This is a genomic window from uncultured Ligilactobacillus sp. (assembly GCF_948826705.1).
Lineage (GTDB): Bacteria > Bacillota > Bacilli > Lactobacillales > Lactobacillaceae > Ligilactobacillus.
Map to the genome: position 1 here is coordinate 1 of NZ_CAQLEL010000003.1, position 20913 is coordinate 20913.

The 20913-nt window shown below is 39.2% G+C and carries 25 protein-coding genes and 1 tRNA gene; 3 read left to right on the forward strand and 23 right to left on the reverse strand.

Annotated elements, in window-relative coordinates; genetic code table 11:
• The 5 genes from Q9Q35_RS00165 to Q9Q35_RS00185 all read right to left on the reverse strand — a co-directional run.
• On the reverse strand, positions 1-408 hold a 408-nt coding region (locus Q9Q35_RS00165; protein ID WP_304651606.1), incomplete at its 3' end, for a PH domain-containing protein.
• Positions 409-531: 123 nt separating this feature from the next.
• Positions 532-605 (reverse strand) — tRNA-Arg (locus Q9Q35_RS00170).
• A gap of 68 nt (positions 606-673) precedes the next feature.
• Positions 674-1087, reverse strand: coding sequence for a DUF3284 domain-containing protein (locus tag Q9Q35_RS00175; RefSeq protein ID WP_304651607.1), 414 nt, complete (start codon positions 1085-1087; stop codon positions 674-676).
• Between the two features lie 65 nt (positions 1088-1152).
• The gene (locus Q9Q35_RS00180; protein ID WP_304651608.1) at positions 1153-2409 is read right to left on the reverse strand and encodes a DEAD/DEAH box helicase; all 1257 of its coding nucleotides are present in this window, start codon (positions 2407-2409) and stop codon (positions 1153-1155) included.
• 11 nt (positions 2410-2420) lie between these two features.
• The gene (locus Q9Q35_RS00185) at positions 2421-3431 is read right to left on the reverse strand and encodes a Gfo/Idh/MocA family protein (RefSeq protein ID WP_304651630.1); all 1011 of its coding nucleotides are present in this window, start codon (positions 3429-3431) and stop codon (positions 2421-2423) included.
• 220 nt (positions 3432-3651) lie between these two features.
• Here Q9Q35_RS00185 and Q9Q35_RS00190 point away from each other — a divergent pair, with 220 nt between their 5' ends.
• The gene (locus Q9Q35_RS00190) at positions 3652-4020 is read left to right on the forward strand and encodes a DUF4828 domain-containing protein (protein WP_304651609.1); all 369 of its coding nucleotides are present in this window, start codon (positions 3652-3654) and stop codon (positions 4018-4020) included.
• A 92-nt stretch (positions 4021-4112) separates the two neighbouring features.
• Here the strand turns inward: Q9Q35_RS00190 and Q9Q35_RS00195 are convergent, their stop codons facing one another.
• The 8 genes from Q9Q35_RS00195 to asnA form a co-directional block, all read right to left on the reverse strand.
• Positions 4113-4718 (reverse strand): response regulator transcription factor, encoded by a 606-nt coding sequence (locus tag Q9Q35_RS00195; RefSeq protein ID WP_304651610.1) that lies wholly within the window; start codon positions 4716-4718, stop codon positions 4113-4115.
• Positions 4718-5839, reverse strand: a complete 1122-nt coding sequence (locus Q9Q35_RS00200) for a sensor histidine kinase (protein ID WP_304651611.1) — start codon at positions 5837-5839, stop codon at positions 4718-4720. The genes Q9Q35_RS00195 and Q9Q35_RS00200 overlap by 1 nt, the downstream gene beginning before the upstream one ends.
• Before the next feature lie 2 nt (positions 5840-5841).
• Complete coding sequence (locus Q9Q35_RS00205; RefSeq protein ID WP_304651612.1) at positions 5842-6564, reverse strand: ABC transporter permease; 723 nt, start codon at positions 6562-6564, stop codon at positions 5842-5844.
• The gene (locus Q9Q35_RS00210) at positions 6542-7438 is read right to left on the reverse strand and encodes an ABC transporter ATP-binding protein (protein ID WP_304651613.1); all 897 of its coding nucleotides are present in this window, start codon (positions 7436-7438) and stop codon (positions 6542-6544) included. Before Q9Q35_RS00210 ends, Q9Q35_RS00205 begins: the two co-directional genes overlap by 23 nt.
• Positions 7439-7567: 129 nt before the next feature.
• Positions 7568-8443: a CPBP family intramembrane glutamic endopeptidase gene (locus Q9Q35_RS00215; protein ID WP_304651614.1), complete on the reverse strand. Its 876-nt coding sequence runs from the start codon at positions 8441-8443 to the stop codon at positions 7568-7570.
• A gap of 222 nt (positions 8444-8665) precedes the next feature.
• Complete coding sequence (locus Q9Q35_RS00220) at positions 8666-8977, reverse strand: MazG-like protein (protein WP_304651615.1); 312 nt, start codon at positions 8975-8977, stop codon at positions 8666-8668.
• A complete protein-coding gene (locus tag Q9Q35_RS00225; RefSeq protein ID WP_304651616.1) occupies positions 8977-9813 on the reverse strand; it encodes a DNA/RNA non-specific endonuclease in 837 nt (278 codons plus the stop codon). The genes Q9Q35_RS00220 and Q9Q35_RS00225 overlap by 1 nt, the downstream gene beginning before the upstream one ends.
• A 58-nt stretch (positions 9814-9871) precedes the next feature.
• Entirely contained in the window at positions 9872-10879 is a 1008-nt protein-coding gene (gene asnA, locus Q9Q35_RS00230) for an aspartate--ammonia ligase (protein ID WP_304651617.1), read from the reverse strand.
• Between the two features lie 153 nt (positions 10880-11032).
• Here asnA and Q9Q35_RS00235 point away from each other — a divergent pair, with 153 nt between their 5' ends.
• Positions 11033-11680, forward strand: a complete 648-nt coding sequence (locus Q9Q35_RS00235) for a nitroreductase (RefSeq protein ID WP_304651618.1) — start codon at positions 11033-11035, stop codon at positions 11678-11680.
• A 47-nt stretch (positions 11681-11727) separates the two neighbouring features.
• Here the strand turns inward: Q9Q35_RS00235 and Q9Q35_RS00240 are convergent, their stop codons facing one another.
• From Q9Q35_RS00240 to Q9Q35_RS00260, 5 genes are read right to left on the reverse strand one after another with little or no spacing between them, the layout of a single operon-like run.
• A complete protein-coding gene (locus Q9Q35_RS00240) occupies positions 11728-12564 on the reverse strand; it encodes an alpha/beta fold hydrolase (RefSeq protein ID WP_304651619.1) in 837 nt (278 codons plus the stop codon).
• 14 nt (positions 12565-12578) lie between these two features.
• Positions 12579-13577 carry an NADP-dependent oxidoreductase gene (locus Q9Q35_RS00245; protein WP_304651620.1) on the reverse strand — a complete coding sequence of 333 codons (999 nt, stop codon included), beginning with the start codon at positions 13575-13577 and terminating at the stop codon, positions 12579-12581.
• Positions 13555-13998, reverse strand: a complete 444-nt coding sequence (locus tag Q9Q35_RS00250) for an Rrf2 family transcriptional regulator (protein ID WP_304651621.1) — start codon at positions 13996-13998, stop codon at positions 13555-13557. The genes Q9Q35_RS00245 and Q9Q35_RS00250 overlap by 23 nt, the downstream gene beginning before the upstream one ends.
• A 43-nt stretch (positions 13999-14041) precedes the next feature.
• Positions 14042-14812: an ATP-grasp domain-containing protein gene (locus tag Q9Q35_RS00255; RefSeq protein WP_304651622.1), complete on the reverse strand. Its 771-nt coding sequence runs from the start codon at positions 14810-14812 to the stop codon at positions 14042-14044.
• A gap of 3 nt (positions 14813-14815) precedes the next feature.
• Positions 14816-15241 (reverse strand): N-acetyltransferase, encoded by a 426-nt coding sequence (locus Q9Q35_RS00260; protein WP_304651623.1) that lies wholly within the window; start codon positions 15239-15241, stop codon positions 14816-14818.
• 67 nt (positions 15242-15308) lie between these two features.
• On the opposite strand from Q9Q35_RS00260, the gene Q9Q35_RS00265 reads away from it, so the two are divergent.
• Positions 15309-15695, forward strand: a complete 387-nt coding sequence (locus Q9Q35_RS00265; RefSeq protein ID WP_304651624.1) for an iron chaperone — start codon at positions 15309-15311, stop codon at positions 15693-15695.
• A gap of 797 nt (positions 15696-16492) precedes the next feature.
• Here Q9Q35_RS00265 and Q9Q35_RS00270 read toward each other — a convergent pair.
• The 5 genes from Q9Q35_RS00270 to Q9Q35_RS00290 form a co-directional block, all read right to left on the reverse strand.
• Complete coding sequence (locus Q9Q35_RS00270) at positions 16493-16759, reverse strand: Na+-transporting malonate decarboxylase, carboxybiotin decarboxylase subunit, madB (protein WP_304651625.1); 267 nt, start codon at positions 16757-16759, stop codon at positions 16493-16495.
• A 182-nt stretch (positions 16760-16941) separates the two neighbouring features.
• On the reverse strand, positions 16942-17469 hold the full coding sequence (locus Q9Q35_RS00275) for a hypothetical protein (protein WP_304651626.1): 528 nt from the start codon (positions 17467-17469) through the stop codon (positions 16942-16944).
• 165 nt (positions 17470-17634) lie between these two features.
• Complete coding sequence (locus Q9Q35_RS00280) at positions 17635-18852, reverse strand: NAD(P)H-dependent oxidoreductase (protein ID WP_304651627.1); 1218 nt, start codon at positions 18850-18852, stop codon at positions 17635-17637.
• Positions 18853-18876: 24 nt separating this feature from the next.
• Positions 18877-19482 (reverse strand): NADPH-dependent FMN reductase, encoded by a 606-nt coding sequence (locus Q9Q35_RS00285; RefSeq protein WP_304651628.1) that lies wholly within the window; start codon positions 19480-19482, stop codon positions 18877-18879.
• Positions 19483-19682: 200 nt separating this feature from the next.
• Positions 19683-20777: a DUF6508 domain-containing protein gene (locus Q9Q35_RS00290; RefSeq protein WP_304651629.1), complete on the reverse strand. Its 1095-nt coding sequence runs from the start codon at positions 20775-20777 to the stop codon at positions 19683-19685.
• Positions 20778-20913: the final 136 nt, after the last annotated feature.

Consider the following 20913-nt stretch of genomic DNA (forward strand, 5'->3'; position numbering starts at 1 on the left):
TGCCAATGCTAATTCGGATAAGTAACGATAGAGTGGCAAAATATCGATCCGCTTAGGAAATTCAAATTTCATTGTTGTCAAATTTTCCTTATGTGGCTTTTGATAAACATTTTCCAAAACAGTCACTTTGATCTCACTGTCATCGACCCCAAATCCCGCCGTCTCGATCGTCACATCAACTATCCCATCTAAATAGACCGTGTGGTAAGCGGTCTTTTTACCAGTTGCCCCCTGCTTATCAACAAAAATCATCCGATAATTTGTAAAGATCAAGGCATCGCGAACTAGTTTATAACCACTGCTGATCGTTTCATCTGTCAGTAAAAAGTCACCATATTCTTGGGTCAATTCACGCACACTGACTTCAGAGTAGTTTCCCAAAGCACCCTGGACTAGATTTTTAAACATTTGACTCATCCTTTCACAAAATCGTTCATATCTTGATTCTAAAGGATCCTGGCTAGATCAGCTACTAAAAAGCCTTCTGAAGTGTTTGGACATTTCAAAAGGCTTAATTACACAGATATATTATGCGCTTGATCGGAATTGAACCGATGACCTACCGCTTAGGAGGCGGTTGCTCTATCCTGCTGAGCTACAAGCGCAAAAAATAGAATAGTCATTAAAAACGACTACTCTATTATAGGAAGAATCACTTATAAAGTCAATGATCCTAGTAACCGACCTCGATCTCTTTTAGTAATTTCATAAAATTATGTCGCCTGATCCACTTAGCTAAAGGTGCGAAGATCTTAGTTTGTAGTTTAGAAGACGGCTTTTTGACCAAGCTCTCTTCATGATAATCGACTTTAACTTGATCTTTAGCTAACGGTGTCAATTCATAAGCTTCTTTTTTCACATAATTATCTGTTTGGATCTGCAAATGATAACTGCGACCTGGGATCAACTTGATGACCTTAAGTTGAGCTTTGGTCTGATGGTCTAACTTAGTAGCATAGCTTAAATCAGGTAACTCAGCCACAGTCAATTCGCGTCCTGTTTCTTGCTTGATGTCATACAGTAGTGTATCCAACAAACGCTGAAATAAATATTCGGCTGAAACATTCAAATTCATTGAAATTTCCATCTGTTCTTCCTCTTTCTGCTAGCTTTACTCTCAGTATATCACTTTATCTTCTTTGCACCAGTTATCTAACTTTTCTTACGTTTTCCTTTATTTTTTTGGTCACGTTTACGGTTCTTTTTCCGCTTTTTCTTAGTGGATCCAGTTTGAGTCACTGGTTTATTTGTCTTTTTCCGAACTGGTCGACTAGGCGCTTGTTTCTTCAATTCGGCCAACTTATTTTGATCAGTAACTAGTTGCCGTTGATAAAGGTAGACTGGCTCTAGTTCATAACCATTTTCTCTGACCAACTGCTTAAACATCCGCAGATCACGTTCATTACCTATGTTAATGACGACCCCATCAGCACCCATTCGTCCCGTACGTCCAACTCGGTGAATATACGTATTGACATTTTTAGGTAGATCATAGTTCACGACAGCTGGTAACCCTGGAATATCTAATCCTCTAGCCGCTACATCTGTGGTCAATAACAAAGCAACTTCTCTTTTTCGCAATTGACGTAAAGCTTGTTCACGTTCAACTTGGCGCTGTTCACTATTCAAACGCGCAACGTTGACATGTGCATGTTTTAACTTTTCGTATGCATCATTTAATTCAGCTGTTTGCTTGAAAAAGACCAGAGCACAAAATTCATCTAACTGCGCCAATCTGCGTAAAGCATCAACACGCTTTCTTTGTGGAACTTCTAATAGATAATGCTCCACTTGACCTTGAGTATGATCAACTTTACGAACATCGATCACAGTTGGTTCGATCCCAAACCAGCGATGTAATTCCGATAAGATCGGGGCTTTAGTAGCTGAAAAGAACGAAACAGCTACCTCACCAGGCGCATGCATAATGATCTCACGACAATCAGCCAACGTTTCGGCTTCACTCAACAATTCATCAGCCTCATCGATCACGATCGCTTCTAGTTTGTGCAATTTTAGCTTTTTATCACTGATCAAATTCAATAACCGCCCTGGTGTCCCGATCACAACTTCAGGTCGCTTTTTTAATTTTTCGATCTGTCGTTTGACATTTGCACCACCTATCAGAGATAAGACATTTAGTTCAAGTAACTTAGCCCATGGCCGGATCACATTAGTCAACTGTGCTGCCAATTCTTGCGATGGAGCTAAGATCAATAATTGCGTACCATCCTTAGGTAAAAGTTGTTCTAATAATGGCAAAGCGTAAGCCAAAGTCTTACCCGAACCAGTCGGAGCCAATCCTAACACACTCTCACCGCGCGCTAATAATGGCGCAACTCCTGCTTGGATCGGCGTTAGGTCTTTAAAGCCTTGTTCTTTAAAATAATTCTCAAATTTTGGATTCATACTTACCTTTCTCAGTGGTCAACCTCATCAGCAGGAAAAGCAAGTCCTGCACTTTGACGTAATTTATACAAGATATGATTTACTTCAACGGCTACGGCTAACCACTCCTGCTGTAACTGCTTATTTTGCAGTGAATCCGTATCCCGTAAAACCTCTCCAAAAGCCTTTGCTTCAGCCAACATTGGATTTTTAGCCGGATCCACTGATAATATTGTACCATTTCCTGTGGCATCGACCAATTCCACTTTTTGTAATTCAGCCGCATTATCCATCACGATCGTCTCTTTTAGACCGTAAACTTCACCAGGTAGATATGAATTAGCTGTCTTACCAACATTTAAGACTACATCATAGCCCGAATAGTTCAAAATAGCAGTCCCAGAGCCATCGATCCCGTTGCGTAATTTTACTGGATAGTAGTGGGCATCTTCTGGGATCCCAAACCAACTGATCGCATCATAGACAAGATATACACCTAGATCTTGCAAAGCTCCACCTGAAAATTTAGGAGAAAAGACATTTGGTTCTTCTCCCGCTAAAAATTGATCATAACGCGAGGAGTATTTTTTATAGGTCAAGTTAGCCCCCTGGATCACAGGTAACTCTTTGATCGCTTGTTTGACACTTTGAAAATTCGGCTCATGGAAATGTCTAGCTGCCTCAAAGCAATAAAGTTCTGGATGATGATGCAAGTATTTCTGTAAGACTTTGAGTTCTGCTGGGTTAGAACACATGGGCTTTTCAACGATCACATGTTTCTTGGCTTTTAAGGCTTGTAAGGTTTGTTCAAAATGCAAATTATTGGGAGATGCAATGTAGACCACCTCAAAAGTACCTTGTTCAAAAAATTCATTTAAATTATCAAAATATTCTGTTACATTTTTGAAATCTGCACCAAATTTTTTCGCTGTGGCTACTTTCCTTGAATATACGCTGGTCAAAGTAAATTCACCTGTAGCTTCTGTAGCTTCAACAAATTGTTTGGTGATCCAATTAGTACCAATGATCCCGAGTTTCATAATAAGTAACCCCTTTCATTCTCCATTCGTATTTATTATAACAGACTTCGAAATATTAGCGTACTAAAAGCTGATTTATCCCAATTTTTTAAGTTAAAATATTCCAAAAGTATGACAAAATTTCTATTATATTTCATTTTCAAATATTGCTGGTATTTTACTATTTTTACGGTATAAATCGTGGTATATTATACTCAATAAGAAAATTGGAGGGGTTGAAGCAATGAAACGCAAGGGCTTGATCAGTTTAGGCCATACTTTATTCAGTAACGTGATCAATTTTAACAAGAAAAGCAAACAACCACAGATGTCTCTACCACTGATCTATGCTGGTAGTTGGCAATTTATCGATGAATTAAGTAATCGAACTCATTGTCTTGAGATCACAACTGACTTGCGTATTTTGATCGACCACCGCGAACTTACGGGACAGGTCCAGGCCCTTACCACTAAAGAACTGATTTTTTTGGATGGTTATGGCTATCATTTGCGGATCGATGCCGTCGATGGTAAACCGATCAGTGTCTATGACGAAGCTGATAATCGTGTCTATGAGCTAGTTGATGAGCTTGAGTCTGACACATCTTGTTGATAGCAATTATAACTGGACTTTCTAAACGTAGGAAGTCTTTTTATTTTGAGTAAAAAAGAAAAGCAGTGAGCTTAATTAGGCTTCACTGCTTTTTAGATCCAACCATTCTTTTGTGCCAACATGACTGCCTCTAAGCGCGTAGCTGTTCCAGTCTTACTTAAGATTGCTGAAATATAATTGCGCACTGTTCCTTCAGCTAAAAATACCCTTTCGGCGATCTCCTTTGTCGTAGTTACTGACTGCATCACTTGTAATATCTCTAGTTCTCGTTTAGTCAGTGGTGGTGTTTCGGCTGCAAACATCCCTTGAACTAACCGACTTTCGTAGACTGTTTGTCCTGCTAAAACTGATCTGATCGCACTTATGAGGGTCTCACTAGGTGAATCTTTTAATAAATATCCTGCAACTTGTGCTTTGATAGCTTGTTCGAAATATTTTTGACGTGCAAATGTCGTTAAAATGATCACTTTTACCGACCGTTTTAGTAATGCCAACTGTTCTGCGACTTCTAAACCGGTCATACCTGGCATTTCAACATCTAGTAACACCACATCTGGTTTTGAGCCTAAAATATCGTTCAAGGCTGTTTTTCCATCTGTGGCAACGCCACTAACTTCAAAATCAGCTTCTAGTTCAAGTAACATTTGTAAAGCTTGCGCGATCATGACTTGATCTTCTGCAAGATAGATACTGACCATTAATTCTCAGTCCCTTTCTTTTTAGGGATCGTTAGCGTTATCTGAGTACCATTTTTTGCTTCAAAAGAGCTAGTCCCTGATACCCTTTCGATCCGTTGCTTTATCCCCATTATTCCAAAAGAAGTTTGTTTTTCTTTGGGTGAAAAACCGATCCCATTATCTTTTATGACCACTTGATATTTGTATTCATCTTCATTAAATATCACTGTAAAAATATCAGCTTGACTGTGCCTGATCGCATTTGTAACGGCTTCATTTATATTTCTCGCAAATATCTGTTGGACCTCTTGTTTCCAATTTATAGCGCTCGTTTCATTTTCCACTAACAAAACGATCTTTGCCTGCTTTAATTTTTCACTTGCTTCATGTAAAGTTTGGATCAAAGTCTCGCTTTTCAGATCACGCACGATCTGCCGGACTAATTCAAGATCATTTCGCGACTCATTTGCGATCTGTTCTAACTGTTCCTTAGCTTTAGCGAGATCTTTTTCCATAAATTTTTGTGCTACTTCTGCTTTAAGGGCTATCAGAGAAAAGCTTTGGCCTAGATCATCATGAAGTGCTTGAGCGATCCGCTCACGTTCTGTCGCTAATAAACGTAGACGCTGATTTTCTTCACGTAAAGCTTGCCGTTTTGCTTGTTGCTCACCCAAAGAACGTGAGGCTACCACTGGAAGTGCAGGCGACAAGATCAGTAAGGCGACCTCAAATATATCGATCTTCGTCGTACTGGTGTACAACATGTACAATATCCACGAAAGGCTCACTCCTAGAGCTAGATAAAACGTCCATAATAAACGTTTGAATACTTTTTTACTGACTGGAAAAGAACCGATCAAAAATGAAGTAAACACAAATAAAAAGATATAATTAAATACAAACGCAAATATCATATCGATCACTAGTTGTATACTGACTCGTAAGCTAAAGTGTTTTGCCGTCATAAAACTATCACGATAGATCTTGATATAAACTACGATAACAGCTAACCAAAAATACTTGGTCATCCCTTGAATATCAGTGATCACACTAAAAGTAGGTAACATAAAGATCAACCAAAAATAAGGTGCAAAACCTAAATATTGTGGAAATAAAACGTGTGTACGTAAAAATTTTTTCATATTCATTTGATCCTTTGCATCAACTTTTCACTTAAATAGATAAAACCACTCAACAGCCCGCTCCAAATAACGATACCACCAAAATAGCCTAGAGTCAGTGATCTACCGTTAACTAACTCACGCGCGATCACAGCTACATAATAAACTGGGGTATGTCCACCGAGCACTTGGATCCAATGGGGCAAGAGCTCAAAAGGCCACCACAACCCACTGATGATCGCTAATAAAAAGACAACATTTCCCAAAACATTGACAGTGTTTACATTACGCGTTGTTGCCAACAAAACACCTAGCAACATCAATGGTGTCGCCAAGAGCGGAATGACCGAAACTAAGATCGCCCATAGTTTTACCGAAAAAACAATACCATTGAAGATCCAACCAGCTACGCCTAAAGCAATAACACATAAAACATTCAACAGCCAAAAGCTACTACCGACAGAAACATAATATTGCCAGCGCTTCAAAGGCAGAACTTGCAACAACTTAGCATAGCCACTTGTATAATCTGTCACCAATGTATTAGCAACTGTTAAAACTGATCCCAGTAAATTGGCATAGATCATCATCGAGACTAAATAATCACGTTCAAAGCTTGGATCGTTACTAGACATGACCTTAGTGAATAATAAGTAAAACATAACTGGGATCAAGATGTCAAAAAATAAGAAACTGGGATTTCTTAAAATGATCCGTTTAAAATTAAATTTGATCTGCTTTATCATCGTCCCGTCCTCCTGTTAGTTCAAGAAATAGCTCATTCAATGACCCTTGTTCGATACTCAAATTTTCAATTGCTGCTAAATATGGTATCAATCGTGGTAAACATTCATTTAGCTGCGTCGTTTTTAACGTATAGCACCCCGCATTGGCTTCGATCGCTAAGATCCCCGGTAGCTCAGCAAAAAGACTTTGATCTAATTGACTATTAAATCTAAGCACCACCACCTGATGGCTTTGTTGCAACTGTTGTAAAGTACCATCAAAAGCCAGTTTACCGTCTTTTAAAATCAAAAAACGTTGTGCGACTCCTTGTAATTCTTCTAAATAATGACTAGTGATCAAAAAGGTCTTACCCAATGATCGTAAGCTTTCGATCTGTTGCCAAAATTTTTGTCGACTCACCACATCCATCCCTACTGTTGGCTCATCTAAAAAGATCAACTCAGGATCACCAGCTAAGCATAAGGCAAAATTTAAACGTCTTCTTTGACCACCAGAAAGTTTAGACAAAAATTGGTTTTGTTTATCTGCTAGATCAGCGATCTGTAACAACTCGGCGTAATCTTTGCTATTAGGATAATAGCTTTGCCAAAGTTCAATGATCTCTTTGACCGTTACTCTTTCTAATGAAAAATCGTTTTGTAACATGACACCGATCTTCTCAGTTTTTAAGTGCTTACTTCCTAAGATCTTGACTTTTCCACTATCCTTTGTGATCATTTGTAGCAAAACATTTAACAGAGTGGATTTCCCAGCACCATTTTTTCCCAAAAGGGCTACGATCTCCCCCCGATCAACTGAAAAGTTCAATTGCTTTAGGACTGGTTTTTGGACATAAGTTTTAGTTAGTCCAGCTACTTCGATAACTTTTTTCATTGGTCTCACTTCCATACTCAAGATAATTTCATTTTAAATGAAAGCTATTCTTGTCTCTAGAATCAACTGTCATGACATTTCATGACAATTGTCACAAAAAAAACAGTCGCCCATTAGACGACCGTTAGTTTAACTATTTATTCGATTACTCGGTTTAGCATAATTTTGACCTAAATAATAGGTCAAGACCACTAAAATAAATAAGCCTACAAAGGCCAAATAGCTGGACTCGATCCCAAACGTACCTCCATTTAACATCGCATATCCAGAAACTGGATGCGACTCTAGGATCACACTTGTGCCATTGATCCCTGAAACTGGGGTACCAAATAATGGTCCCTCAGCAAAATTCCAAGCACTGTGAAACGCACCTGCTAACCAAAGATCGCCGGTATAGGTCCTAAACAAGCTCATCAAGATCCCAAATAGTGTCAAACCAATGAGCCCATTGATCCCAATCCCGTCATTACCTAAGTGAGCAACTGCAAATGCCAAAGCCGAGATGAGGATCGCCCAACGTTTTGAAACTTCTTTTTCCAATCTTCCTTGTAAATAGCCACGAAAGATCACTTCTTCGGTCATACCTTGCATCCCAAAGCCTAGCAAAAAGGCCAATAATACTGCCCAATTGGAATTTTGCCAGATGACACTCACACTAAACGCCTTGCCCAAAACTGCGATTCCCCAGATCAAGGCAAAAAATGCCAGTCCAAGGACATATCCGGTAACATAGCGCAAAAACGAGCCTTTTTTATCAAATGGCATGATCTGATGTAACTGCTTTGGATCACCTTTATACTCTTGTTTTAAGATAAAAACAACAATTATCTCACCAATCAATCCAAGCCCTAAGGCTAATGGTGAAAAGATATCACCTAGATCACCTGAAAAAGCAGCCATCAACAAGCCCGTAAAAAGCATGATCAGTCCCATTGGGATCGATGATAAGATCATCAATAGAAGTGTCCATAAAAAAATTCTACCGATCCGTTTTAATTTATCCATCTACTCACATCCTTTTTTACATAAAAATTAAAACACAAAAAATAAGTAAATGCTAGTAAAATGCGGTCATTACATAACTCTCTATTTTAGTTTCAAAACATGGCTATCGATATCAAAAAAGTATCTGATAAAAATAAACTAAGGGACTCACTGCGATGCAAGATCTTGCATCATGATGAGTCCCTCGCTTTACATATAGCACTGATCATATTTTCTTATAGCTTATTTATTTAACCAAGCTTCTTTTTCAGTTAAAAATTTTTCTACACATTCTTCCAAACTCAGACCAGTTCGTTCAGCTAGGATCGCTAGCCACCAAACAGATTCGCCGATCTTTTGGGCTAATTCATCATTGCTTGTCTTAGGCCAACGTCCCTGTTGATCCATTGTCAAGCGCCCCACTAAAGCAGCATCTGTTAGAAAAGCTAAGGCATCTTCTTCAACTGTCCACCGTGAGCCATGATGCTTTTCTTCTAACGCATGATACTTTTGGCGGATCGCATGCGAACGTGCACTTACTTCATTTAACTCCATCAGTTGGCCTCCTTTGTCGCATGACCAGTAGCATAGTCGATCTTTAACCCTTTTTGAACATTAGGGATAAAAACATTATACTCCAACGAGCCATCGCTTGCTTTGGCTTCTAGATGTGCTCCTGATGGTACTAAATTATTACCACTATAGATATTTGTCACACGATAACGGACGGTCTTATTACGATCTAATGCTTTTCGGACCAGACTTTCGTAATAGTTTTGGCCCGTTGAATATTTTGCATTAGCTTCATTAGCCCAAGCTGTCTGGGTCGCAATATTTTTGGGATTGCTCTCGCTAGCATCAAAACCACGGATATTTCCAACTAAAGCATAGCCCAGTAAGTGTCCGCGATCATAGGCGTGATTATAGGCGCCACTTAAGTTAGTGAGTTGCTTAAATCCCTGTGGTTTCCATTTAGTCGAACCATTATTAGTTTGGTGTCGATTCTTGTATTGCCGCGTTGTTTTGTTCAAAAGAGCGTTGGCCACAGTCGGACGTTTTAAACTATCGACTTCATTTGTTGCATACGGTGCACTAGATACCTTAGCTTTTAGACCTGTCTTATTGTTATTAACGATAAAAGCCCCACTATTGTTCCATCTGAGATTTTGCTCACCTCCCAATCGTTTAACAACATCAGGTGTCAAAACTGTTTGGGCTAATTGTTGTGATGGTGTGCTCTTTTTTAATTCACCTGAGCCACTCGAGCTATTTTTTTGATATGTGCGCCAGCCACCATGGTGAGTCGTTGCTTTAGCTGTTAGCGGTGCCCCGATCGCACCACTGAGCATTAAGGCCGCCGCAAATCCTGTCAGTATTTTTTTGAACTTCATCATGTCCTCCGTAAAAAAGACCAACAGAATCATCCATTGGTCTCTGTTTGTTCAATTATTATAAAATGTTGATATTATGTGCGCGACAAGTTTCGATCATTTCCTTTGGCCAAATACTTGCTTGGACTTCACCAACATGCGCTTTACCTAGTAACAACATACATAGACGAGATTGTCCGATCCCACCACCGATCGTGTATGGCAAGTCCTTATTCAAGATCATTTGATGGTATGGTAATTGCTTACGATCAAGGGCATCAGCTGCTTTTAATTGAGTTAACATCGAGTCTTCGTCAACGCGGATCCCCATACTTGAAAGCTCTAAGCGGCAGTTAAGCGGTTCATACCAAAATAAAATATCACCATTCAATTGCCAATCATCATAGTCAGGAGCACGCCCGTCATGTTTTTGTCCACTCTTTAAAGTTCCACCGATCTGCATCAAAAAGACCGCGCCGTGTTCTTGGCAGATCTTGTCTTCACGTTCTTCGGGAGTGAGTTTTGGATACATATCTTCTAATTCTTGAGTTGTGATAAAGAAGATGTCGTCAGGCAATTTATTAACTGCTTCAGGGTATTTATACCAGACTTCATTTTCCATGTGCTTGATCACTTTGAAGATCCGTCTGACCGTATCTTCAAGGGTTTTAACATTGCGTTCATCTTTAGCAATGATCTTTTCCCAATCCCATTGATCGACATAACTTGAGTGGTAGTTGTCCAACTCCTCATCTTTTCTGATCGCATTCATGTTAGTATACAGCCCTTCATGTAGCTTGAAGCCATATTGTTTTAAGGCCATTCGTTTCCATTTAGCTAAAGAATGGACGACTTCAATGGTATCGTTTGGGATACTCTCCATCGTAAAAGATACAGGTGTTTCATAACCATTCAAATTATCATTCAACCCCGAACTCTTTTCTACATACATTGGTGCTGAAACACGTGATAAACCAAGCTCTTTGCCAAATTCATCTTGGAAGGTCTCCCGAATATATCGGATCGCTTCTTGGGTCTTTTTGACATCAAGCTTGGGATCATAATCTTTTGGAATAATAAGATCCATAAATGTCATCCTTTCTCAGTTAGTTAGTTTAATTTTACCTTAAATTTATTAGATTGCAATCTTTATTTTTTTAATTTAACTACTTTCAGTCTTCCAAGCGCTTTCATCAAAATGTTATACTTATCGTAGTTCATAAATGAAAGGATGATCATAATGGATTTTACTACACTCGTTCAGAAAAGACATTCGACACGTGATTTTACCGAGCAAATTATCCCTAGATCACAGCTCGACCAGATCATCCAAGATGCTCTAACAACACCATCTTGGGTCAATTCTCAACCTTGGCGTGTCTATGTTGCTACAGGTAAAACTTTAGCTTTGATCAAAGAAAAACACCGTGAAGCAGTCGATCAAGGCGACCTTGGCCAACCAGAATATCCTGTTTTAAGTCGAGATAAGTGGGATGACCGTTCACAAGCGAACATGGTCGCTTGGACGACCGAATTCAAACAACGCTTCAAGCCTGGTGAAGTTGATTTTCGTAAAAGTCAAGCTAAGCTCTTCAATGCTCAAGCACTCATCTATATCACACTACCAAAAGACTTATCACTTTGGTCAGTCCATGATATCGGTGCTTTTACCCAAACGCTAGTCCTAAGTGCTACCGCTCAAGGACTTGCATCGATCACGGCTTACGAATTAGTCAAATTCCCTACTCTTGTCAAAGAGATCATGGAGATCCCTAGCAGCGAGACTTTAGCCGTCGGAGTGGCTTTAGGCTACGCTTCAACTGACCCCTTAAATAGCTTTAGTCCTAATAAACTTACCTTAGAACAAGTCGCTACCTTTAAAGATTAAAAGTGACCAGTCCTTTCCCATTATAGAAAAGGACGGTCACTTTTTTTCTATGATCTTAAAAATTTTGTGAGCTTATCCACAAAGTCTTGTTGCTCTTGAAAAATACTCATATGCCCTGCATCGTCATAGATCAATAACTCACTATTGGGAAAGATCTCATGTAGGCGGTAGGAATTTATCGTTGGAACCATGCGATCATGATCACCATTCACTACTAAGACTGGCATTTCAAAGTTAGAAAAATCAACGGGATCAGCCTTACCAAAACGCTTGATCGCCTTTAATTGATGTAAATATGCCCCAATTTTTATCTTATCATCGAAGTTTTCCTTCCGAGTATTTATCCGTTCAAAATATCGTTTTGCTGCTTTTTTTCCATTATCAGTTCGTGTAAAGAATAGATACTCTTTGACATCTTTTCGCATAAAAGTAGCACGTAGTAGGTCATAATTTGTTAGCATTCCTACCCGCTTGATCCCTTTGCCACCATGTGGTCCAGTTCCAGCTAGGATCAAATTTTTGACTCTCTTAGGGACTAATAACAAGACTTCCTGTGCCACAAAGCCCCCCATCGAGAGACCTAGCAGATCAAAATTTTGTATCTTAAGTGCATCCACAAACTGTATCACATCTCGGGCCATTGCAGTGATCGTTTCTGATACTTTTCCTGTTGTTTTTCCAACACCCACGTTATCAAAAACAACAATGTGGTTATTTACCGCTAAAAGATCCAAAAATCCTGGATCCCAGTTGTCTAATGTTGCTGACAAATGGTGTAACAATACCAATGGACACGCATTCAAATTCCCATATTCACGATAAGCATAAGTTACTTGATTTTTACCAACAACATATTGCATAGGTAGATCGATATATTTTTTCATAATACTCTCCCAGATCAGTTTTTGATCAGAACTTTGCCTGCGTTACCACCCTTTGCAACTTGAGCTAGTGCAGCTGAAGTCTGCTCCAATGGATAAACAGGTCCAACAGTAGGCTCAATTTTCATTTTGGCCAGGATCTCTGCTGCTTCTGCTAATTGTGGACCATTTTCTTTAACAAATATAAAGTAATAGTTCTTATCTTCTTTTTTAGCCAAACGATCGATCTTAGCTCCAACTAAGCCAAACAATAGTTGTTTAAAGAAACCAAATCCCATTTGTTTAGCAAATTCTTTATTGGGCGTTCCGCGTAAAGAAACTAACGATCCACCCTTTTTCAAGATCTTTAATTGTTTTTCGAGTTCCTTACCACCAAGTGTATCGATAACTAGATCGATATCATGCAGAGTGGTTGCATAATCTTCAGTTCGGTAGTCAATAAAGCGTGTTACACCTAAAGCTTCAACTTGTTCTTTCATCTTAGAACTTCCACTGGTGATCACTTTTAATCCTCTAGCAACTGCAAGTGGGATCGCCATCATCCCAAAACTCCCAGTTCCCCCTGAAATAAAGAGCGTTTGCCCCGGTTTTGCATCTAATAATTCGAAAGCTTGCATCGCAGTCAATGCAGTCAAAGGTACTGTAGCAGCTTGCTCATCGGTCAAATACTCGGGAACTTTAGCGACCGCACTTTGCTCGATCGTCAAGTGAGTAGCAAAGGCCCCGATCTTCGCAAGTGGCATTCTGCCAAAAACTCGATCACCGACTTTAAATGCTTTTACATTTTGACCGACTTGTTTGACGCCCCCCACAAATTCATTTCCCATAACTTGTGGTAATTCGTATGGTGTGACTAGCTTAAGCTCACCGTATGCGATCAAATTGTCAAGTGGATTGACTCCAGCAACACTGACATCTACTAAGATCTCATCGGCAGCTAAGGTGGGAAGATCTAACTCTTTAATTTCGATCGTTGGTGATTTCTTATCATATTTAGTCAAAACGGCAGCTTTCATTTTTTCCTCCTATTCGGTACAACTCATCAATAATATCTTGTAATGTCGTTTGGCTCAATGACGCCTTCAATGTTTCTTCTGCTTCGGTAAAATATGGCGTGATCGCCTGTTCGATATTTTTACCGACAGGACATGCTTGGTTAGCATGCTGATGGATCGCAAACAAACTATTTTCTTGAGTTTGAACTGCTTTATATATCATCCAAAGGTTTAAGTCTCGTGGAGCTATTTTTAAGGTCGTTCCTGACTTCCCACGATGACTGACAATGTATCCCTTATCTTTTAGAAGCGCCATTATTTTTCTAATATAGCTTGCATTGCTTCCGACGCTTTCAGCTAAAGATTCTGAGTTCAATTGACGTTCACTTTCTGATAGCATTACCAAAATATGTAATGCGACTGCAAATTTAGTGTCTTGCATTTTATCCCTCTTAAATCGTTATTGTATCTGATACAAATACATTTTAAATCAAAAAAGAGTTTTGCGCAACTCTTTTTAAAAAATTACATTCATCGACCGTTCCTGTCATCTCAGCCCAACGTGCAGCTAGTAGCTTGGCATAGCTCAAATCAGAGAGCCCATATGCTGCTAAGGAGTACCCTTCATTGATCTCGATCAAGATAGTCTTATCTGCTTTAGTGACTCCGAAATCAATCCCATAGCCAGCTGGTGCCTCAACTTCATACGTTGCAATACAATTTTTAACAATCTCGGGATCAAGATGCTGTTCCCAATCACCATAATATTGTTTGACTCCTAGGATTTCACCGTAGCGCACATATACTCGCCATTCAGCTACGATATCGACCACTTCACTACAAATAACCGCAGCATTTTCAAACGATGATCCTAGGCCGATCAAATCTTTTGGTGTACGAATAACTTTGCCCGTGAATTTTTTCCCTTCAACCGGCTTAACAAATACCTGCCACATTTCAGGATGAGTATTAACGTAATCGATATGTGAGTACCAAATTTTTCGACCTAAATATTCTTGAACGATCTTAGGATAATTTATTTCCTGATATGCGATTCCTAACTGGTGTAATCTTTGGCGGATCGTACCTATTCCTCCGACAAAAATATCTTGTTGCTCAATTTGAGTTGGATCAAGTTCACTTAGCTTCGAGAATAATTCGATCTCAAAACCTAACTGCTCAAATCCCTTAAGTGCTTGATACGCATTTACCCTATATGGTAATTTATTTCTCCCCAATTGAACATAAACTTTCATTTTTTATCTCGCTTTCCATTCCATCTGATACTCTGCTTGACCGGTCGCCTCATCTAGCTGTTCGTTCACCACGGCAAAATCAGCGCATCGATAAAAATTTAGCGCACGCTCATTTTTAGCATAGACAGCTAGACTCAACTGCTTTCTTTCTTGTTTGGCTTTAGCTAGCAACTGGCTTCCTATCCCCTTACCTTGTGCCTTGTTAGCTACAAAGATCCCAGCGATGTTATCAGCTTGAAGCCCGATAAAGCCTAGAAGCTCATTTCTCTCTTCATAGACCCAGATATCAGCTTGGGGCAACATTGCTTTAACTAATGTATAGTTGGCTTGCCAATATTTGGCTGGAATAAAATCATGAGCTGATATATTTGTGACCAGCCAAAGCTCCATCACTTGTTCTAAATCATCTGTTCTAAATTTTCTGATCATAAACTACCCATTCCCTTCCGTACCATGATACAATAATTGCACACAAGAAAAAAGTGAGGACTTAACGATGGAGCAGATCCTTGAATATATAAAGCGTATCGATGATCCAGATAACCGCTTGATCTTTGGCGATTTTATCAACTGGCTAACGACTGACTTTCCAGAATTAAAGCCAGAATACAAATGGAATCAGCCAATGTTCACCCAGCATGGAACTTTTATCATTGGTTTTAGTGTTGCCACCAAGCATTTTACTGTGGCACCTGAAATACGTACTTTTGAACACTTTTTGCCACAGATCAAAGACCTAAAGCTAAAACACGGCAAAAAAACTTTCCAGCTCCAATTTGGCAAAAACATCCCATACGACTTACTGCGTGCGATCATCAATTACACGCTAGAAGACAAACAAACTGTTACTAGTTTTTGGGATAAACGTAAAGTTGGCGAATAAAAACTACAACAGCATGAGTCTTATTATCCTTCAATAGCTACTGCTATCAAGCAAGGGACCTAGCACGATGCAAAAACATGCATCATGCTAGGTCCCTTGTTATTCATTGCCCCACACTCTTTTAGCTAAAGTTCTCTCAAAACAAGATCATATCGGAGTATTTCTCTCTACGCCTGTAGCTTGCGAATTTATTCCGTCAATAGTTCATAAGAGCTGAGCAGTAAGAGCGACTCACTACTTTCTTATGCATTACTAGACCATGGCAAGTATCTCAACTTCCAACACCGACCCGAACATTCAGCATTTTCATATATTTGTATGATCTGCCGTCTTGAGCGATGTACCTGCTTCTTTTCTTATACTGTTATTTCTAACATTCACAGCAACACACTTATTTGGATATTACCAATGTAAACTGTATCCATCCCTGAATAACAGCAATATTGGCTTCTTCTCACTGAGCGTCTATTATCATGTGGAAAAGTTCAGTACGTTAATTCTGGGCTACATTTGCATATCTCTTAGCCTCTTTTGCTTTTACAAAACGCCATGATGTCACCACCACTTTGATAGTCACTAGCCAGTATCCCAACTAGCAAACTACGAGGTCTTATCCTCCGAGATATCTTAGCAAAGCGTTCAACTTCTCTGCACTAAGTTCGATATGATCTTGTTTTCAAAGAACTTTAGTACTATTATTATACACAGTTTATCTCGTTTGACAAGTTTTTGGATCAACAAAAACCCTCTTGCTGACCGATCGAGCCAAGAGGGCAAAGTTAGTTATTCAATTACGATTACGCCTCTTTTGTCTTAGCAAATGCCAAGTAACCGCAAGCTACGACACCTAATGCGATAAAAATAATTGCAGCGATCATGTTGCCCTTAGAAACCATCGTAACTGCGATCGTCGCAAATAAACTGATGATCGTCAATAAGATACCTGATTTTTGCAATGTGTTGAGTTCATTGAATTTATCTTTGAAGCCAACAGCTAACATCAATGAGCCTGCAAATGATCCCAAGCCAAAGAGCACGTGTAAAACGATAAATAACATGTCCATCCCTAGCACCTCCTTTTCCTTCTTTACTTAAAAATATACAGGATGTGTTAGGTAAACACAACTTTTTTGTCTTTTGCACAACAGATCGTTTCGACAACAGCTTCCCCCTAAACTTAGATACACTTCCGTCATTTCAAGAGCAACTATATCTGATCGTTGGATAAATGCTATACTCTCATTTTTTATAACGTATCTTTTTTTAAACGTGATAGGACCAATGCGATCCAAACAGAGATCAATGATGGTAAGACCAAAATGATCAGATCACTTGGATCAGTCAGATTTAAACTACTGATATCACTAGCTTTGAAATTCTCATTTTTTAGAATACTTAAAAAATTATCGAACATAACTTGATAGATCGTCACATATATCAGCCCCCATTGGATGATATATTCACTTAACACCTGCACTTGAGTAGATATCTTAAACTTAACATTCAAAAAATGATTCAGCCAATATAATACGATCCCATTTAAGATGGCTATGATCAAGATCACTGAAAATAACCCTTCTATTCCATAATTTAGCACTTGACCCAGTGGTGTTATAAAAAATATCAATAACAACAATTCAAACAAAATACAGCCTAAAAATGCTTCTAAGCCGACAAAGACAAACGCCTTTACTATTTTAAGCGATTTCTGTTTTCCTAAACCTGCTAAAGATCCAGAAAAAATTATCAAAACAATCAAAGCATAAAATACCATACAGCTTCTCTCCTTGATTTTATTTACCATCGTCAACATAGTATTTCCATATCATTTAGGACCAACTTCGATAGACTTAACTCAGTAGGTCGTTATACTGTAATTTATATAAAAAAAGGCTAAAAGGACCCATTTCTTTACTTTTAGCCTTGATCACTATTTATTTTAATGTTCTGATGCGCCTGTATTAGCATCAGGTGTCATCTCAGCACTTGGAGTTTCAGAAGCACCTGTGCTGGCGTCAGGCATCATGGCTCCCATCTTTTTACCGACCAAACGTTGCCCTGTTTCTTTCAAATACCAATCTAGCCATGGTTTGAAATTAAAGACTAGTTCATTGATCCCGGCATAGGAACCATCTGGATAATACATCGCCTGATAATGGTGGGTATTGACCACACTCGCTGGTGCCCCAGGAACGATCGTGCGCACAAACTCCTGATTTCCATTGCGCAAAGTCCCAACGACCCATTCAACATTTTTCATCCGTGCCGGTGGCAATGAATTATGCACTGTTGATAACCGACTGCCAGATTGAGCTGGTACCCGTTTAGCAAACATGGTCTCTGGATCTTGATGTGCATTATTGTAGTATAAGAACTGATTGTTATCGTCTGCATAAGTCAATTCAAACGGCATCGACTTCAAGAACATATTGATCTGATCGACCGTTAATATCCCATGATCAAGCTTAACATAAGTATCACCTGAAACCGCACCTGTGATCTCAGCTACTTTTTCGACCCATTCTGGATCATCGGGATCAACTTCAGTTACTGTTGTTTTGATCGGATGATCAGCATCTAGATCTTCGGGTGCGATCGGTTTTGGCTTCTTCAATGAACTTACCACTTCAACATATTTGATAAAATTATCTAAACACGTCTCTAAGAAATTGACCGTATCTTGACTAATGATATTTCCTTCATCATCAAATGCTTCTTTGGCTTTTTCTAACAAAAATTCATTTCCGGGTAATGTATACGCATTGACCCCTGGGGCGTCTAAGATCTCACGCAAATGGGCTTGGGCGCGAGAAGTCCCTTGATCATAATAAGAAGCCCCAACGATCATCACAGGTTTACTTTCAAACGGATGAACTTGATAAGACAACCATTCTAAAACGCTCTTTAACGCTGCAGTGATCGTATGATTATGTTCTGGTGTAGCGATGATGACCCCATCTGCACGTGTGATCTTATTATTCAAAAGGCGTAATTGGAAGCTATCTGCCCAATTATCATCTTGATTGAACATTGGAACCTCATCGATCTCCAAGATCTCAAGTTCAAATTTCAATTTAAATTGTTTTCTAATATATTCCAACAATAAACGATTATATGATCGTTCTGCACTAGAGCCAACGATGCCAACAAATTTCATTGTTAAATACCCCTTCCTTGCAAATTAAAGATTTTCCCAGTCAAAATTTTCAGCTTCCTGATGCAATAACTCATGTGCATTTGAAAGTTTAGCTGTAATTTTGACGAAAACGCGGAAATCATCAAAAAGTGCGTCTAATTTTTGAACGGTCTCTAGATCGATCAAATCCCCAGCTTCATCAAAAGCCTGTAACGAATGCGCCAAAAGAAATTCTGAACCAGGCATTACACTGGCCTTTAATTCAGGGGCATCTAAAATTTGACGCAATTGAGCTTGTGCACGAGAAGAACCCAATTTACCATATGAAGCCCCCGTGATCATAACTGGTTTATTCAATAAAGGTGAGATCCCATACGAAAGCCAAGCTAAAGCATTCATCAAAGCTGCCGGGATCGAATGATCATATTCTGGTGTAGCAATGATCACTCCTTCTGCTGCCTCGATCTTAGCTGCGATCTCAGTCACCTTTTCCGGGACTTTCTTATCAGCCGGCTTGTTGAAAACAGGGATATCTTTTACTTCGACCAATTCGATCTTCGCTTTGTCTGCCAAATGACTTTGCATATATTGTAATAATTTACGATTAGTCGACTTGGCTGAGTTCGTACCAACGATTCCAATGAGTTTCACTGTGTAGTCCTCGCTTTCCACTAATTATAATAATTTGATCCTCTTAAACTCTCAGTCTAATTATACCGTATTCAAAACCCTAGTAGAAAATATATTTAGCTTTTTACTTTAAAATAATTGAAGAACTGATCTCACCTCAGTCTCTTGTTCAAAAGCGTAGATGCACTTTATTAGATCGTCCGTATTGGATCGATCCTTGTTCATTCATTGTTTTTCTCCCACTCACTAAAGTAAACAATGATACCATCAGCCGTGATAAAGTAGTCGACCCAGATAGCAGAAACGTCATGGTTAGCCCCGAACTTTAACTCGACCTTAGCAAGATCAGTCGCTTCTTCTAACTGCATCTCAAGGTCATTGACACTTCGCAACTCGATCTTTTGCCACTCATTACCGATCCCACCTAAGCTTTGCGTGATCTTTTCTAGTATTTGAACTTTAGGAGTATTGTCTAAACAAAGGTACACCTCCGGATCAGTTAAATATACATCTGGGCATGTTGCTTTAAAGATCAAAGTTCCCCGTTGACTTTCATGCGTTTTTGAAAAACACGCTTCTAGACATTCGATCGCTAAAGGTCTACCGTCTTTTTTAAGTCTAAACGTGCCGATCAGAGTATCTAATGCATCAACACTCTGTGAAGTCACCGTAAAGATATCCTTCTCGACTGATGCCAGATCGATTCTTGTCTCCAACTTATCAATGATCTTTTTACACTGCTCGAATGGATAAGGTGCATTAGCCGCTGTTGCATAGATGATCTTCTTGACTTTAACGATGTGCATCTCTTCATTTGGCCCCACTGGAACAACGACCTCATCACCTTCTTTAATGGTCTCATCGTCGCATAGATACGTATAGAGTGGTGCATCAGGTATAAATTCGACCTGACAAAACATATATTTTTTCTCAGTCGTTGAGCTAAATTTTTGCTCTAGTTCGACTAAAATATCAACGATCAGCTGATTTTGTAAAAAGCGCAAAATATAGCCCTCACTAAACTCCTCACGCTTAATGATCCGCACTAAAACTGCCAATAACACTTGCGGAGATAAATTAGCCAGATCCGTTACAGTTTCAACATCTACCTGTGCTTGGGATAAGATCAATTGATAATTCTCTAAATTGAGCTGGGGTTGGTCGTACACGAATAATTCGACTTCTCTGATAAAGTCCTCAACAGTTTGAGAATATTTGACATATGGTAGATTTCCTGGACGATAGCACCACTCACCCCACGGCCCTGTGACCAATTTATCTTTCCATGCTAGCAATAATTTGACTTCTTCAAACATTTAGCTCACCTCTCTATACCAAAAAAGATCATGGCCAGAGTGCCTGCCATGATCTTTGAGCAAGTATCTGATCACTTCTTGCGATAAGTTTCTGGTAATAAGATAATTGCCACCAGATATATCATTGACACAATAA

Excerpts from the sequence above, each read along its gene's own strand:
- Q9Q35_RS00265 (WP_304651624.1), top strand. The coding sequence starts at position 15,309 with ATGGAGCAGATCCTTGAATATATAAAGCGTATCGATGATCCAGATAAC.
- Q9Q35_RS00205 (WP_304651612.1), bottom strand. The coding sequence starts at position 6,564 with ATGATAAAGCAGATCAAATTTAATTTTAAACGGATCATTTTAAGAAAT.
- Q9Q35_RS00255 (WP_304651622.1), bottom strand. The coding sequence starts at position 14,812 with ATGAAAGTTTATGTTCAATTGGGGAGAAATAAATTACCATATAGGGTA.
- Q9Q35_RS00280 (WP_304651627.1), bottom strand. The coding sequence starts at position 18,852 with ATGAAATTTGTTGGCATCGTTGGCTCTAGTGCAGAACGATCATATAAT.
- Q9Q35_RS00225 (WP_304651616.1), bottom strand. The coding sequence starts at position 9,813 with ATGAAGTTCAAAAAAATACTGACAGGATTTGCGGCGGCCTTAATGCTC.
- Q9Q35_RS00175 (WP_304651607.1), bottom strand. The coding sequence starts at position 1,087 with ATGGAAATTTCAATGAATTTGAATGTTTCAGCCGAATATTTATTTCAG.
- Q9Q35_RS00250 (WP_304651621.1), bottom strand. The coding sequence starts at position 13,998 with ATGCAAGACACTAAATTTGCAGTCGCATTACATATTTTGGTAATGCTA.
- Q9Q35_RS00235 (WP_304651618.1), top strand. The coding sequence starts at position 11,033 with ATGGATTTTACTACACTCGTTCAGAAAAGACATTCGACACGTGATTTT.
- Q9Q35_RS00220 (WP_304651615.1), bottom strand. The coding sequence starts at position 8,977 with ATGGAGTTAAATGAAGTAAGTGCACGTTCGCATGCGATCCGCCAAAAG.
- Q9Q35_RS00270 (WP_304651625.1), bottom strand. The coding sequence starts at position 16,759 with ATGGACATGTTATTTATCGTTTTACACGTGCTCTTTGGCTTGGGATCA.
- Q9Q35_RS00190 (WP_304651609.1), top strand. The coding sequence starts at position 3,652 with ATGAAACGCAAGGGCTTGATCAGTTTAGGCCATACTTTATTCAGTAAC.
- Q9Q35_RS00240 (WP_304651619.1), bottom strand. The coding sequence starts at position 12,564 with ATGAAAAAATATATCGATCTACCTATGCAATATGTTGTTGGTAAAAAT.
- Q9Q35_RS00180 (WP_304651608.1), bottom strand. The coding sequence starts at position 2,409 with ATGAATCCAAAATTTGAGAATTATTTTAAAGAACAAGGCTTTAAAGAC.
- Q9Q35_RS00260 (WP_304651623.1), bottom strand. The coding sequence starts at position 15,241 with ATGATCAGAAAATTTAGAACAGATGATTTAGAACAAGTGATGGAGCTT.
- Q9Q35_RS00275 (WP_304651626.1), bottom strand. The coding sequence starts at position 17,469 with ATGGTATTTTATGCTTTGATTGTTTTGATAATTTTTTCTGGATCTTTA.
- Q9Q35_RS00195 (WP_304651610.1), bottom strand. The coding sequence starts at position 4,718 with ATGGTCAGTATCTATCTTGCAGAAGATCAAGTCATGATCGCGCAAGCT.
- Q9Q35_RS00215 (WP_304651614.1), bottom strand. The coding sequence starts at position 8,443 with ATGGATAAATTAAAACGGATCGGTAGAATTTTTTTATGGACACTTCTA.
- Q9Q35_RS00200 (WP_304651611.1), bottom strand. The coding sequence starts at position 5,839 with ATGAAAAAATTTTTACGTACACACGTTTTATTTCCACAATATTTAGGT.
- Q9Q35_RS00290 (WP_304651629.1), bottom strand. The coding sequence starts at position 20,777 with ATGTTTGAAGAAGTCAAATTATTGCTAGCATGGAAAGATAAATTGGTC.
- Q9Q35_RS00210 (WP_304651613.1), bottom strand. The coding sequence starts at position 7,438 with ATGAAAAAAGTTATCGAAGTAGCTGGACTAACTAAAACTTATGTCCAA.
- Q9Q35_RS00245 (WP_304651620.1), bottom strand. The coding sequence starts at position 13,577 with ATGAAAGCTGCCGTTTTGACTAAATATGATAAGAAATCACCAACGATC.
- asnA (WP_304651617.1), bottom strand. The coding sequence starts at position 10,879 with ATGGATCTTATTATTCCAAAAGATTATGATCCCAAGCTTGATGTCAAA.